The organism is Pseudoduganella rivuli (assembly GCF_009674485.1).
Classification (GTDB): domain Bacteria; phylum Pseudomonadota; class Gammaproteobacteria; order Burkholderiales; family Burkholderiaceae_D; genus Rugamonas; species Rugamonas rivuli_B.
Map to the genome: position 1 here is coordinate 277,453 of NZ_WKJJ01000010.1, position 13,307 is coordinate 290,759.

Annotated in this window: 12 protein-coding genes; 6 read left to right on the forward strand and 6 right to left on the reverse strand. The window is 42.8% G+C overall.

What is annotated here, in order from left to right; genetic code table 11:
- Positions 1-44: 44 nt before the first annotated feature.
- On the forward strand, positions 45-2,879 hold the full coding sequence (locus GJ700_RS17750; protein WP_195763923.1) for a plasmid replication protein, CyRepA1 family: 2,835 nt from the start codon (positions 45-47) through the stop codon (positions 2,877-2,879).
- 133 nt (positions 2,880-3,012) lie between these two features.
- Complete coding sequence (locus GJ700_RS17755) at positions 3,013-3,777, forward strand: hypothetical protein (protein WP_154376225.1); 765 nt, start codon at positions 3,013-3,015, stop codon at positions 3,775-3,777.
- A 371-nt stretch (positions 3,778-4,148) separates the two neighbouring features.
- Here GJ700_RS17755 and GJ700_RS17760 read toward each other — a convergent pair whose 3' ends face one another.
- Positions 4,149-5,387: a helix-turn-helix domain-containing protein gene (locus tag GJ700_RS17760; protein ID WP_154376226.1), complete on the reverse strand. Its 1,239-nt coding sequence runs from the start codon at positions 5,385-5,387 to the stop codon at positions 4,149-4,151.
- Positions 5,388-5,952: 565 nt separating this feature from the next.
- Between GJ700_RS17760 and GJ700_RS17765 the strand changes: the two genes are divergently transcribed.
- From GJ700_RS17765 to GJ700_RS17775, 3 genes are all read left to right on the forward strand, one after another.
- On the forward strand, positions 5,953-6,807 hold the full coding sequence (locus GJ700_RS17765; RefSeq protein ID WP_154376228.1) for a phosphoribosyltransferase-like protein: 855 nt from the start codon (positions 5,953-5,955) through the stop codon (positions 6,805-6,807).
- Positions 6,808-6,810: 3 nt separating this feature from the next.
- Positions 6,811-7,104 (forward strand): hypothetical protein, encoded by a 294-nt coding sequence (locus tag GJ700_RS17770; RefSeq protein WP_154376230.1) that lies wholly within the window; start codon positions 6,811-6,813, stop codon positions 7,102-7,104.
- A gap of 187 nt (positions 7,105-7,291) precedes the next feature.
- A complete protein-coding gene (locus GJ700_RS17775) occupies positions 7,292-8,260 on the forward strand; it encodes a reverse transcriptase family protein (RefSeq protein WP_154376232.1) in 969 nt (322 codons plus the stop codon).
- A gap of 382 nt (positions 8,261-8,642) precedes the next feature.
- Here GJ700_RS17775 and GJ700_RS17780 read toward each other — a convergent pair whose 3' ends face one another.
- Genes GJ700_RS17780 through GJ700_RS17795 form a run of 4 tightly spaced genes read right to left on the reverse strand, consistent with a single transcriptional unit; the run spans position 8,643 to position 11,319 of the window.
- Positions 8,643-8,993: a hypothetical protein gene (locus GJ700_RS17780; protein WP_154376234.1), complete on the reverse strand. Its 351-nt coding sequence runs from the start codon at positions 8,991-8,993 to the stop codon at positions 8,643-8,645.
- A 21-nt stretch (positions 8,994-9,014) separates the two neighbouring features.
- Complete coding sequence (locus GJ700_RS17785; RefSeq protein WP_154376236.1) at positions 9,015-9,776, reverse strand: hypothetical protein; 762 nt, start codon at positions 9,774-9,776, stop codon at positions 9,015-9,017.
- 20 nt (positions 9,777-9,796) lie between these two features.
- Positions 9,797-10,621: a toll/interleukin-1 receptor domain-containing protein gene (locus tag GJ700_RS17790; protein WP_154376238.1), complete on the reverse strand. Its 825-nt coding sequence runs from the start codon at positions 10,619-10,621 to the stop codon at positions 9,797-9,799.
- 44 nt (positions 10,622-10,665) lie between these two features.
- Positions 10,666-11,319: an EcsC family protein gene (locus GJ700_RS17795; RefSeq protein WP_154376240.1), complete on the reverse strand. Its 654-nt coding sequence runs from the start codon at positions 11,317-11,319 to the stop codon at positions 10,666-10,668.
- A gap of 639 nt (positions 11,320-11,958) precedes the next feature.
- Here GJ700_RS17795 and GJ700_RS36275 point away from each other — a divergent pair.
- On the forward strand, positions 11,959-12,192 hold the full coding sequence (locus tag GJ700_RS36275; protein ID WP_371868016.1) for a hypothetical protein: 234 nt from the start codon (positions 11,959-11,961) through the stop codon (positions 12,190-12,192).
- Between the two features lie 37 nt (positions 12,193-12,229).
- On the opposite strand, the gene GJ700_RS17805 is transcribed toward GJ700_RS36275, so the two are convergent.
- Positions 12,230-13,147: a GIY-YIG nuclease family protein gene (locus GJ700_RS17805; protein WP_154376244.1), complete on the reverse strand. Its 918-nt coding sequence runs from the start codon at positions 13,145-13,147 to the stop codon at positions 12,230-12,232.
- Positions 13,148-13,307: the final 160 nt, after the last annotated feature.

Sequence of the window (13,307 nt, forward strand, 5' to 3'; positions counted from 1 at the left end):
GTTGATTCGTCTTCGAAGCAACGCCATCAAAAATGGGGGATTTTATGAAGATCGCAATCCACACGAAAATCGATTTCAAACCGAAGAGCGATGACAAAGCTTCATTCATTTCATTAGCGAATGATTTCAAAAACTACGACCTTAGTATCGAAGAAATTGCCTACCATATCGGATTGGGTCACGCTTTTTGCTCACAACATAATGGCCGCAGATGTGAAGCTAACTTCATCGCATCCAGCGTTATCGGAGTAGACATCGATGGCGGAATGCGAATAGAAGATGCATTAGAGCATCCCTTCGTAAAAAAGTATGGAGGGATCATCTATCACACGTGGAGTAGCACTGAGGAAGAAAATCGTTTTCGCATCGTTTTCTTCTGCATGAATCCAATTACGAACGCGCAAACCATGCGGCATGCATTAGTAGGGGCAATTCGTCTTTTAGGTGGTGATGGAGCTTGCAAAGATGCATGCCGAATGTTTTATGGCAACAAAAAAACAGTGCCTATCGTGCTGGGCAACGTACTCTCCGAAGATGCGCTAAATGAAATTATCGCACTAGGAAAAGATAAAAGTGATCGCCCAGAGAAAATCCACAACGACTTTAAAAAGGCACCTCCCTTTGTTTCCCATCCTCCGAGCGAGTTTGAAACAGTTCAGCTATTCAAGACGGCATCTGGACAGCTAGGTAATCTATCCGAACTAATAAAAGGTACTCGCCTCTTTTGCCCTGCTCACGAAGATAATAATGCAAGCGCATTTGTAACTGAGTCAAGGCATGGGGTAAAAGGAATTCACTGCAGCACATGCGTAAAAACATTTTGGACAAAAACTGAAAATCTCAAATTCTTAAGCGAATATGACTTCAATGCCATTGATCATGATTTAAATTATATAGAATTCGAAGAAAGCCAGGATAACCAGTTCTACGCAACAAAACATGCAGAGTTCTTCAATAATGATGAGCGGGTAGTTCAACCTCGAAGAAATAGTCGTTTGGGAAGCATCAAGCTTGAAGAAGGTATTCTGCTGGTACGTAGCCCTATGGGCACAGGAAAAACTCACGAAATTAAGAGTCTTGTCCATGAGTGCAAACAAGAAAATTTATCCGTCTTGCTGCTCTCTCATCGACGCACATTGATCTTTTCATCAGCAAAACGAATTGGTCTTGATTCCTATCTTGATGAAGCTGGAAACAAAGTAGTACCCTCACGGTATTACGCAATTTGTGTGGATAGCATCCCTCGTCTCATCAATTTAAGAACGCATCATTATGATGTAGTTCTCATTGACGAATCCGAGCAGGTTTTTTCGCACATCACCTCAGATACGTTAGGACGCAACCGCCGCAATGCGTTTCTGATGATGCAACGGCTCATTGAAAAGGCCAGTACTATTATCGCATGTGATGCTGATCTTGGTTATCTTACACTTTCCTCGTTAGGAAATGCACGTGGAGGAGAAATGCCAAGGAAGTTCTATATCAATCGTTATCAGCACCCGAGTCGATCAATCGAAATCTACGAAAATGAAAATCACCTGCTTAGCGATCTTATCAAATCAATTAAAAGAGGTGGGAAATACTATGTATGCAGCAATTCAAAAGACAAGGCCGAAGAATTAGCTCAAGCAATTTTAAATTCTGTAGGCCCCGAGTGCAAAATCAAGGTGATCACTTCTGACACCACAAAAAACTCAGAAACAAGGGAATTTGTTGACAATATTGTGGAGGAAATTCTTCACTATGACGTAACTATTTCATCGCCATCTCTCGGAACAGGCATCGACGTTAGTTTTCCTAACGACGAACAAATTATTGACGGCGTATATGGTTTCTTTTATGCAAATATTACGACTCACTTTGATATTGATCAGCAATTGGGCCGTGTCAGGAATCCGAAATATGTAAAAGCATGGGTGTCTCCGCAGAGATTCAATTTTGAAACGGAACCTGATGTCATTAAGCGAACGATAGTAGAGAACGGAGAATTTTCTGATATCACGATTAGTTATGACAATAACGATTTCATGACATTTGATATGAATGACGATCTACTGTGTCATTTTGCCGAAGTGCGCTCACTTCAAAACGCATCAAAAAATAACTTGAAAGAAAATTTCATTAAGCATAAAACTTACAACGGATGGGAAGTGCGCAACGTGTACAAAGATGAGGCCGCTGCGGAATGCGGAGGCGCCTTACGAAAGATAGCGAAAGTCGACATCAAGAAATTACGCAGTAGGGACATTCTAGACGCAGAAAAGATCGATCATTCGGAAGCGATACGTATCGAAAATTTCAAATCCAATGATCCGTCAGAGAGGGCAAAACTTGAAAAATTTTTCCTGGAGAAATTTTATGGTGAAGCGGCAACAGAAAAACTGATCGCCTTGGATGACTTCGGCAAATACCGCCCAAAAATCGAATTGCTTTCCAATTACATCCAGCATGTTAAAAATTTCTCGGCGCCGAATGAGAATACCATGAACCTTGATGATGAAAAATTGACGTTGATTTTCAAATTGTTGAATACTGCGAAGCTGGTTGATGATTCTGGAAATTTCATTGATGGGAAAATCATTGATAACCGTGATTTGAATGATTTCAAGACAGTGGTGCTTTCCGCAAACCAGCGCATAAAAGAACTTCTAGGGATTTCTGTCCGCAAGGATTTCGATACTAAACCCATGAAATTACTCGGCGACATCTTAAAAGAGATGGGATTAGGCTGGAATAACACCTTCAAGAAAGTGATCAATTCTCGGGCTGTGACATTTTATGCAGTTGACTATGGTCATTATCAATGGGCAAGGCAGATAGCTGACAACAGGATTAAACAACGGCAATCGTGGGGAGAAAGCTTTATTTCAAGCTCATAGAATTAGCCAAGAAACAATAAGTTCTTTTAGTAAAAGAAGAGGTTCGGACAACAGATGGAAGTAGTTTTATTAAGTGATAGGAAGCATTTGTTGTCCGCGTACATTTAAATTCAACATTAAGAAGGTCATAGGCATGCCAAAAGCAATAGCAAAAAAATTGAAAGAGATGAAAGATCCGAATTATCTGAGCGGCCGGGAAGATGTAGGGGAAAGTTTTGATGAATTTCGCAAGAGATTTCTCCCGCCAGAGGACGATTCCAATGAGCCAGTTAAGATAATGGTTAGGTTTTCTTCCATGGAATCGCACTTGCAGAAAAAACTTCTCTCGCTGATGCAGAGTATTCTTGATATTGGTAGGGCAGCAGAAAAGATTTATGAACAGGGTGAATCTATAGCTTTCAAAACATATTTTTGTGCGATTTTGAGCCCTACTGATCTTGTTCAAACGTTATCTAGCTTTCAATTCGTATACTATTCAGACCAGGAAGTTCCTATCGGTGCAAGCTTGTTCTGGCCAGGAAGTGGAACAGTGTTGTCCGAGACCCACTTTACGGCTACCGGGACTATCAATCACTGCTTGCATAACGACATGGAGACGGTTAGTGAAGCTTGGGAAGAGCTTACAAAGCTTATCCGAATTTCTCTCTCAACGTGGACAGATGAAAGTGTGCAAGGACAACACGACGCAAAAACGTCTCAAGATTATTGTCTCTGGCGGGCAGATTATTCAAAAGAAATTAATGTTTTGAATAGTAAAATTGATCATGTTATTGCTGCGATGCCACAGATTGCTGAGAAAATTAATGCATGGGCAGACGCACGGAGAGAATTGTTCATTGAACGCCAGAATTATGAAGATAATATGTATGCTACATCGGAAGACTTCGATTATCCATAGGAATCACCAATCTCCGTAATACCAATTAATCCGGACAACAGAAAAACACCTTTGGTGTAAGTGATAGGAGGCATCTGTTGTCCGGATACCTGCATGCTCCCACTAGGTTATGAGTCCTCAAACCTTCTAACCTACCCGCTGTAGCCCAGCGTCTATGCGGGTTTGCGACGGGCTGCCAACATGGTGTAGGTGGAAATGCGATAGTCTGGCCGAGCAAATTCCGTCCCCCCGCCGAAGGGACGTCATGAAGCCTTCTAACCTACGAGCCGAAGACGAGCAATCATGCTGAGGTTACAGGCTCCATTATCAAAGATATGATGGGAAATGATGTGTTGCCTAATAAGAAACCAAATGCGAGTGCTAGACGTCTCTTACCACACTGCCTGAATTAGTTTCTTTGCTTCAAAGCTAAGATAATCCTTTAAGATACTCTGCGCATCCAAAAGAGACTGCCCATGCCATTCGCCATATTTCTGTGCATTATTTTTACGGTGTTCAAAGTCAAGGAGTGCAACGCACCAATCAGATTCCCTATTTCGCCCCTCAAGCACAGAACCAGGATAGATCTGACCTTCTTTCAATTTATAGAAAGTTTCGTTGTCTAGCGAGCACCCGCGAAATGCAATTCTATTTTTCAGCATATGAACGAAAAATAGACAAAGATCTTCCATCTGAGAGCGGCCAGTTCCACCTACGTGTGAACTTACATTCCAAGTGCCGTTGATTGTTACATAGCGCCAGGATTTAAGTCGAACTACAATAGCGCACTCCCCATAAACCGAATCAGATCTTATAATGAAAATGTCCTCGTGGCCATTTCTCTCAATGAATGAAATAGCATCAACAGGTGTGAAGGCCATCGGATCGCCACAGTAGAAGGCTTCATCTTCGCCATGAATAAGCCAATCTGCATTAACACCGAACTCCGCTGCGAAGTCGTGCATGAAGCGAATGGTAGGTTCTTCCTTACCTTCAAAATACTTTGCCACATCAGATATTCGTTCCGACTGTAAAGCTTCAGCGACTCGCGATACCGTTAGCATGTTATATATTGCACGATTCTCGTTCAGCAGTTTCAATGCATACGCTAGTCGATGTGCGTACAGGTCTTCGTTGCCAATGGCAGATCCCACTGCTTCCGTGAATGGAGGCTGGTCATCCAAGAACGAGAAGAAACGTGTAGCCACGCTACGATGCTCGTCAAGCATATCCGTCAGTTCGTTCCAACTTACAATGTGAACAGCAAATAGACCAGCTGCACACCTCCTTTCGGAGAGTTGCCGAATCTTAGTTTGCATGGAACCGTCGCGATCAGCAGTCGTGGCGATAATGAAATGTTGAATTCGTGGCAAAAAACCCTCAGCCTTCTCAATTTCGCTTTCGATCTCTGGGAAGGTTATTCTCTTAGAGCGAACTTTGCATTGCACGCCATAGGCCTTGCCGCTGGTAACGTCATGCCCAAAAATATCAACACCGTTCTGACGCTGGCCGTTTACACCATTTAGCTGCGCGTTTGGATCACACCATATTTTCCGATAAAGTGCTAAACAGATAGCCTCAAACTCTTGCGGTAAAGTAGGCTTCGGAAGTGTGCAATTTCTATAGGTCATGTGTCGTCAGTATCTCTGCTAAGAACATCGGTGGCTATTTTTCTATTACAGAATATCCTAATGCCACATCGTTATCTGATCAAATATTTGCTAAGCATCCATCGTTGCTTGCAGCAGAGAAGCCTTTAGCTTCTATAGCCTCAGTCTCAGCGCCTAGTGAACGCGTGGGGTTATCACCTATCAGTATCAGACTTTGGGTACAAATGAGATCGGTTGACGCAGCGCCTGATCAATGCTAGATCAAGAGTAAGGGCGTGCCCTACATGTCTGTGAAAAACCAATAGCTATGCGAAATTGCTGCAATTGAGCAATTATTAGTCAGAACATGTATGATGGTTGACATTGATGGTGCTGCACAGGGATTAGATCACCAGTGGAGCAAAAGTAGGTTGATTGCGACGGTTAAGACACGATCACGTATAGTTGTCCTTAAAAAAATCACCATCCGACCGTAGTTGAAATATATTGCATATTTTGCAGCAAGATCAAATATTCATTGTTATGCAGTTTTACTTTTAACGTTAAGATTACGCATTGTAATATACATTACTGATCACCAATATTTATGTCCATTGCAGCTGCCCCAATCTCCGCTGATGCCCTTTACGATATTATTAACATATTCGAAATCCAGCCATGGACAAAGCAACTACACGAGGAATTAGCCGAACTATGGAGTTTATGCTCTTCCAGATCACAGCAGCTTTTATTGCGTGACCTTATCGAGAAATTCTGCCTCTTCGATGCTATTCACGAAGAGGCTGCATGCAAAGCATTTAATGCGCAAATACAAGAATGGAATCTAAAACCAAAAGAAACCTGGATCGTAGCCGTTGCGAATGCAGAAGAAATTGATGGTTCGACAGCTGGCTTGCAAAAACTCAAAAACAAAGTAATGCCATACGAAGATTGGCATTCTCGTTTTTTATCGAATATTCCATCAGCCTCAAAGAAAATAAAAAATGGTCAAAACATCGTTCTATTTGATGATTTCGTGGGCTCAGGCAAGAAAATGCTTAAGAAGATTGCTTGGATAAAAAAGAATCTTGGCGATAATGGAGTTACTAAATTTAATTTATTTTGCACTTGTTTTAGTGGAATGAAGTTTGGCCTAAAACATCTTAGCGATGAGTCCAAGGTTCCGGTTTTTTCGCATATTTATTTAAACCGCGGAATCAGTGAAAATTATGACGATGACAAGGCAAAGGAAGCGCTCGGATTGATGACTGAGATAGAGGAAAAGCTTGCCACCACTTATAAGGGAAAGCACATGAAGGATTTCTCACTTGGTTATGAAAAAAGTGAAGCACTTTACTGTGCCGTAAATGAAAATTGTCCGAATAATGTTTTTCCAGTATTCTGGTGGCGTATCAAGAAAGATGGGAAGCCGTTTAAAACACTTTTGCGACGTGCTGGGTAATTCATGAGCACAAATAATGTGGTTTTTGAATTTTTACGAGTATTATTCGATAAAGAATGGCATGAACTCTATGAGATGCATACCCGTTTTCGACTGAATGCCGTTGAAATTCACGATGCCCTTACTGTTCTTCATAAGCTTGAGATTATTGAACGACGTGATATGGAGGTACGAATTTCAGCAAACCTAACTGAGCAGCATTTTTCAATTATTAACAAATTATCAAAAACAACACGCCCAGTGAAACTTGCTGAAGTTCCTCCGGAATTGTTGACCAGAAGAAAAAAACGTGTATGATATCACTGTCGGCTTGAGCATTAGCAATCTGAGGTGTTATCGCCTCTCTCGTTAAGGCTGCTTTTAGCCACTGAATGGATCATACTCTGCTTCGACAAGTCGAAGCAGAGTACAATTCATTCACTGACGTGAATAAATTGTGTGAAAAAGTACGGTTCGTAATGCTCAAGCTCGACACTTTTTTTAAATGGATATTTTAGAGTCGTTTTCCAAAGAATTAAATCTATTTTCCCTGGACGGGTTTTCAGTCCAACTGCTTGCAGGTGCCATTGCCGATTCATCTAAGTTTTATCGCTCGTTTAAAATTCCAAAACGGCGCGGCGGAAATCGGGAGATTTCTGCGCCGTTCCCATTTTTAGCTAATATCCAGAAGGCAATCGCCAATAAATTGCGGGATCGTATTCCAAGTAGTGATAATGCATTTGCGTACCGGGAGGGTCGGAATGCAATAATGCATGCATCTACGCATCTTGGGAATCGAGAGCTTTTGACCGTTGATATTAGAGACTTCTTTGGCTCGATTACACGCCAGCAAATACATCAGAGCCTTCTCGAATGCAACTTTGACGGTAATTTTAGCCACATCTCTTCTTTGCTCTCTACACTTCACGGCACTCTTCCCCAAGGCGGGTGCGCCAGTCCAATACTAAGCAATCTTGTCTTTTATTCCTTAGATATTCGCCTTGCTCGATTAGCCTCGGCTTTGGATATTACCTATTCTCGCTATGCAGATGACTTAGCTTTTTCAGGAGATTACATCCCTAGAAATTTACCGAGAATGGTCGAGAAGATTATTAAGGAAAAGGGATTTGCTCTTAACAACGAAAAAACAAAATTAAAGATATTCGGAGCGAGGAAAATTATCACCGGAGTTTCCATTAGTTCAGGGAAGCCCAAGGCCCCCCGCCAATTCGTTCGCGCTCTGCGAGCAGAAGTCCACGCTTTGGAAAACAATAAAAATAGGCTTCATTCGTTGACTGTCTTTGATCCATTACGGTATGAACGTGTACTTGGGAAGTTGAATTATTGGCTCCAGATAGAGCCCAATAATTCATACGCAATCGAGAAAAGGATTGGCATTAGTATAGCGCATCAGAAATTTTTGGGCCTCAGTGCCAATTTTAAACTCGAAGATTATATTCAACTTGTAGCCTAATATTGTCGCTATAACGTTTAACGTTACTCGCTATATTTTATATTTCGCAAATTTTTACTCTTCGATGTTGGCGATGAGTTTCTGCAGTTCTTTATAAAAGAGCTGTTTTTCCATGAAAATGGGAATTGGAAGCAACTTACGTTGGTTTGAGTACCTGTCCTTGATGCTAGGCTTCTGTGTGGCCTTATTATTTGGCCAGTCTAGTCGTAATGACTTTTTAACATTCATTGTTCCTATCGCCAAGGCGTTTGCAACTTCCAACCTACTTGCAGCGGCCTAGCGCCCAAGCATATTTGCGCTAGATGCCGGATGGTCGATCCAGTGTAATGTGAAATATGATGGTTCGGTTGCTCGCCAAACGCAGCAACGATAACAAGCACCACTACCTTGCAGGGACACTCTCCATGGTCCCAACAATATCGAGCGCGTATGGCCCGATCCTTGCCGGGTCATACTGAATCCTGATCTGACACCCCAGATTGTCGATCAGATGCTGAGTTATCTCTTCGCGCACGGCTGGCGTAGCGCTTGCGAGCGCTTCGATCACTTCTTTCTCAAGCGTTACAGCAACATGAGTTCCCACGTGCGCAGGATTGTTCGGAATCGGGATAGGGCCACGGAAGCACAACATGCCATATGCATCTTCCATCGCCTCAATCTCAGCCGAAAAAAAAGGCCGCATTACCTCTGCAAAGCGTTTATTAAATTCATTCAAATTCGTAGTTAAATTCATTTCTTATATATTCTAAAAATTTCAAATTCCCAATTGGCTGCATAAATTCTCATACCGTTCGTGCGCAGCCTTATTTTTATCGAAAACGTACCCTAGGAATTCTTCCATGTAATCTTCAGTAGGTGTATTCTTCTCAGCTTCCAATTGTATATCATATCTAAATGAATTATAGTAGGGATGTAAAGTTAGCAAACCTACTCCAAACCTACTGCATACAGCTGTAATTTCTTCAAGCCCAACCACAGGCTCATTTTTCGCCCACTCAAGTACAACATACGCTTCATGCGCAAAACGTCTATGAGATGCAGCCTCAAAGACAGAATCAATATTCCAGCGTTTCCATTGCTTTACTTCGAAGGTGGTGATTTGTATTTTATGAATCTTGAGGATATCAAATTTTCTCAAGGAGATTTTGGAAATATCTGGATTTGACCATTTTCCACTTTTCCGCAGCGCACTAGTATCTATGATTAGCGCAGGCTCTTCATTCTCCTCCGACTCAGATTCCAATACTTTCACCAACGGAACATACAGAGCCTTCTCATTTTCAACAGATGAACATGAATTAGGTAATGTTTTTACCTTAAGGCCGGCGTTGGTTAATTGAACTCCACCACCTTGTCCAGTTACTTTTTCGATTACTCCATCGTCAAGCAGCTCTTGACGTATTTTTGCATACCGCTCATCAGAGAGTGCAAGTGTAGATCGGACATTTCTATTGGATGATCGCCCTTGCTCCTGAAGGAACCAGATTAAACGATCCTTATCGCTAGACTTAGCCAAAGTATTTCCTTGTTTTATGATTAGTAAATTCCAAAATGTTTCTTGACAATAGGAATCAACTCATTAACCAACTCCAATGGAGAAAACTCTTCGTTAACTCTTATATATTTTTTCATCTGAAGGAATAACGGCAAGTTTTCATGAGGGACGTTTGAGCTAACTACAGTCAGCATTAAAATATTATGGCCCGAACCAAATCTCGACAAGAACCCTTCCATCTCCGAATTGCACCATGAAGACTTTAAAAAATGCTCTGTGACGAAAAATATAACTGCCCCAGACGATAAAATTCCCTCTTGAATAGCGGTGACGATGGTTTTCCCGTAATCAATACTAATTTTATCGTACCAAACAGGAAGCCCCTTACTAGTAAAATAGGGGATTACATCTTCTACGTATGGCTTGTCAAATGATGAGTGACTAAGGAAAACAGGTAACTTCTTACCTAGAGGACGCATTGAAATTGTTCCTGCGACTTCCAAGCGCTCTTTAAATCGAAAAAGTTGACTTAGCAATTCCAAACTATCCGGATCTAATCCGGTCGCCATATTAAAACGCTTTTCACCTGCCTCACTCATAAGCTCCGCCATTGTTATATCTGGGCGATAGCGTGCGCCACATGGGCGAAGTAATTCCTTCATATCTTGAATTTGATCATCTTTAGGATTTTCGTAACTTAATACAACGAAAAATTCAAGATTATATGGATTGTTATTTACAAACAAGGCGCACATCGATAGTTCGTATGCATTTTGACTTGCCAATAAAACTTTTAAATTATCAAGCACACGTGAATGTTCCCCATAGTCGCATTCCCAGACAAAGTCGCGATTTTTAATTTCCATATCTTTATTTCCAAAATTTAAAAAAATGTTCAAACAGATACTAATTATGCAACCAGCGTTTTTCCCTCATCTGCACAAGAAATAAAAGTATTGCGCGCAACATTTCCAATGAGATTAGTTGCAACTGCATCAACTGTTCCACCTACCACGCCCCCTACAAATGGGACTATTTTCACGAGGTTAACAACGCCTTTCTCACCGAACTTTGTCAAAAGCCTAAAGCCGACCTTCTGATTGATGGCCGTTATGGTTTTCCCTGATATATTTTTTATAGCGTTAGTAGCTACCTTTGTTCCAACAACAATACCAACGTCTTTTAGGATATCTTTTGCTGCATCACCAGCAAGACACGCATAGACAAGCGTCTTAACTCTATCACTGTGTAAATCCTGACCACACATCTTTGCAATTGCAGCGATCATCCTAATTTGGACGTACATCACTGAGGCTATATTTGCAGGAATTGTGACAGGCATTGTTATGATGCCTCCTAATCCTGTTACAAAACCTGATGTTCCAGCTTTTGTGTTCTGCCATCTAATTAAAGAATTTATTTTTTCCTCAAGACTACCATTGGTTTTGAGATATTCATTTGCCATTTCTTCTGCAGAGTCGAGCCCAGCGACTCCGTTCACCGCCTTCTCATAGGCCCAGTCGAGTGCTTGCATTATTTTTGCATGAGTCAAATCATTAGCCATTCTTTTCCTCCATTTGATATTTTAATTTTTGGTTACCGCATGGAAACATATCACAGAGTTATTCTGTTGGCAAAGTTATTTGTGGATCGCATCAAGATAAGAATAATTGTTACATTTGGATAGAATTCGTTTCAATTATTCAAATGCGCCGACTGCATGGGCAACGTGTGGGAAAAAGGAAGAAAACAGCCTACTATCAAAACAGGAGGATTCGTGTTGTTTCCGCCGCCGAGGCGTTTAAAGCTTCTGACATAGCTTCTGAAACCCTGCATTCATGCGGGTTTCCGGCGATTGGGGTGACGGGTGTGATGGGAAATGAGATGGCTACACACAGAAAATCGCTGTCGTAGCTTTCGTAAAAGGCTATAGAGGCTGATGCGGCACCAGAGAAACTGCTTGCAGATTGGCCGTTGCCAAGTTGCTAAAAACTGTTGATGGTAAAGGCTCCTTAACTACACGAGCGCCTACATCATGAACGCTAAGACTACCGCAACCGATCTGCCCAAGACAACGAACGACCAGAAACCAGCAGCCTCCGCCGTTGCGACCACGCCGCCAGTCGTTGTCGTTGCTTCACCAAGCGCAGCTGGACCGATTAAAAGCGCCTCTACGCCGATTTCATCGACGCCGACGGCGGATATGACGGGGGCGGAAGGGAAAAGCGATTCCAACGCGTCGCCTGTGGTCAAAGTTGAGAAAAAGCCTAAAGCGCCGACGAAGATGGAAATCGCCTCTTCCATCTACTTGCGCATGTCCAAGCAGAAGGATGTGACCCGCAAGCAGATCGTCGAACAGTTCGTAGCGGAAGCCAAACTGAGCGCAGCAGGTGCAAGTACCTACTACCAACTGATTAAGGCAAAGCTTGGCCAGTAAAAAGCTACATCGGACGAGACATATACGACAACTACCATTAAATCAGGTCAAGACCTCTTTCGAAGTACTGCTTGAAGGTCGTGCCATCATCAAGTTTCCAGTTGTCTCGTCCGTTTATCGAGTATCCCGCAACAATCGCCGCTGCTTGGGATGGTGTCTTGAACATGTGATCTCGTTTAAAGATCATTTTCTCGTTTGAGTTGACAAGTACGCCAGACTCCAGCAGCGTCTGCCTCAAGGTGACTGCTCCGCCTGTCAGACTTGATGCTGGAGTTAGCGCGGCATCAGACCCTTCAAAGATAACCATTCCTTCTTCAGTCCAGACTGCCCTGGCATGTAGGCCGCTAACCCGAAGATGAAAAACAGCAGAAGGCTCAAGAACCTTTGACGCGGGCGTAGGAAATTTTTGAGCCATCACGGCGATCTGTGCATTCATTGGACTTTCGCGGACGACGAGAGGGTCTAGCAAGCGATGCCCCAAAACCCCCAGCAAAGTTTTAGCGAAACCTAAGAACTCCTCCATTGCATCTCGGTCCGCTCTCGGCAAAGACGGAAGCGCTGGAACTATGCTGTTCTCAAGCTGGTAACGGTTTGCTTCGCCAGCCAATGACATAAGACGCGCTTCCAAGTAGCGTACATGCGCCTTTGTAAGGTTGTCGTCTTTACTGCTGAAGCTCACTACCTCTGACCAAAACTCCTTTCCTGACATATGGCTCTGTAAGCGGTCAGCGAGCACTTCGGCTTCGCCAATGTATGCGATTTCAGTGCCAGTCTCATCATTGACGCCAAACAAGATATAGACGCCGGGGCGTTGTACCTCAGGCCATTCACGTAGTTCACTGAAAAGTGCACGTGGACAGGCAAGCGCCTGTCCTGTCCAATTTGCTATTTCGGCGTGTCGAATGCCTGCGACCGTTTCGTTTGGCAGGTAAATCCTTATGCTTTTCCCCATCATTCAATCCCCGCTTTCAATACCAGAACAATAGCATGTCAAGCGCGGAGTAAATCTGAGCCACTTTGCGGGCCTTTACGCGGCCGAATTCTGAGCCACTACCTTGGCGGGCTTCTCCAGGAATCCCGCTTTCTTCATCCTTCGTAACCGATAGCTGTCCCCC

Coding starts and splice junctions, on each gene's coding strand:
- GJ700_RS36275 (WP_371868016.1), top strand. CDS start 11,959: ATGACGGGGGCGGAAGGGAAAAGCGATTCCAACGCGTCGCCTGTGGTC.
- GJ700_RS17750 (WP_195763923.1), top strand. CDS start 45: ATGAAGATCGCAATCCACACGAAAATCGATTTCAAACCGAAGAGCGAT.
- GJ700_RS17790 (WP_154376238.1), bottom strand. CDS start 10,621: ATGGAAATTAAAAATCGCGACTTTGTCTGGGAATGCGACTATGGGGAA.
- GJ700_RS17765 (WP_154376228.1), top strand. CDS start 5,953: ATGTCCATTGCAGCTGCCCCAATCTCCGCTGATGCCCTTTACGATATT.
- GJ700_RS17780 (WP_154376234.1), bottom strand. CDS start 8,993: ATGAATTTAACTACGAATTTGAATGAATTTAATAAACGCTTTGCAGAG.
- GJ700_RS17775 (WP_154376232.1), top strand. CDS start 7,292: ATGGATATTTTAGAGTCGTTTTCCAAAGAATTAAATCTATTTTCCCTG.
- GJ700_RS17770 (WP_154376230.1), top strand. CDS start 6,811: ATGAGCACAAATAATGTGGTTTTTGAATTTTTACGAGTATTATTCGAT.
- GJ700_RS17795 (WP_154376240.1), bottom strand. CDS start 11,319: ATGGCTAATGATTTGACTCATGCAAAAATAATGCAAGCACTCGACTGG.
- GJ700_RS17760 (WP_154376226.1), bottom strand. CDS start 5,387: ATGACCTATAGAAATTGCACACTTCCGAAGCCTACTTTACCGCAAGAG.
- GJ700_RS17805 (WP_154376244.1), bottom strand. CDS start 13,147: ATGATGGGGAAAAGCATAAGGATTTACCTGCCAAACGAAACGGTCGCA.
- GJ700_RS17755 (WP_154376225.1), top strand. CDS start 3,013: ATGCCAAAAGCAATAGCAAAAAAATTGAAAGAGATGAAAGATCCGAAT.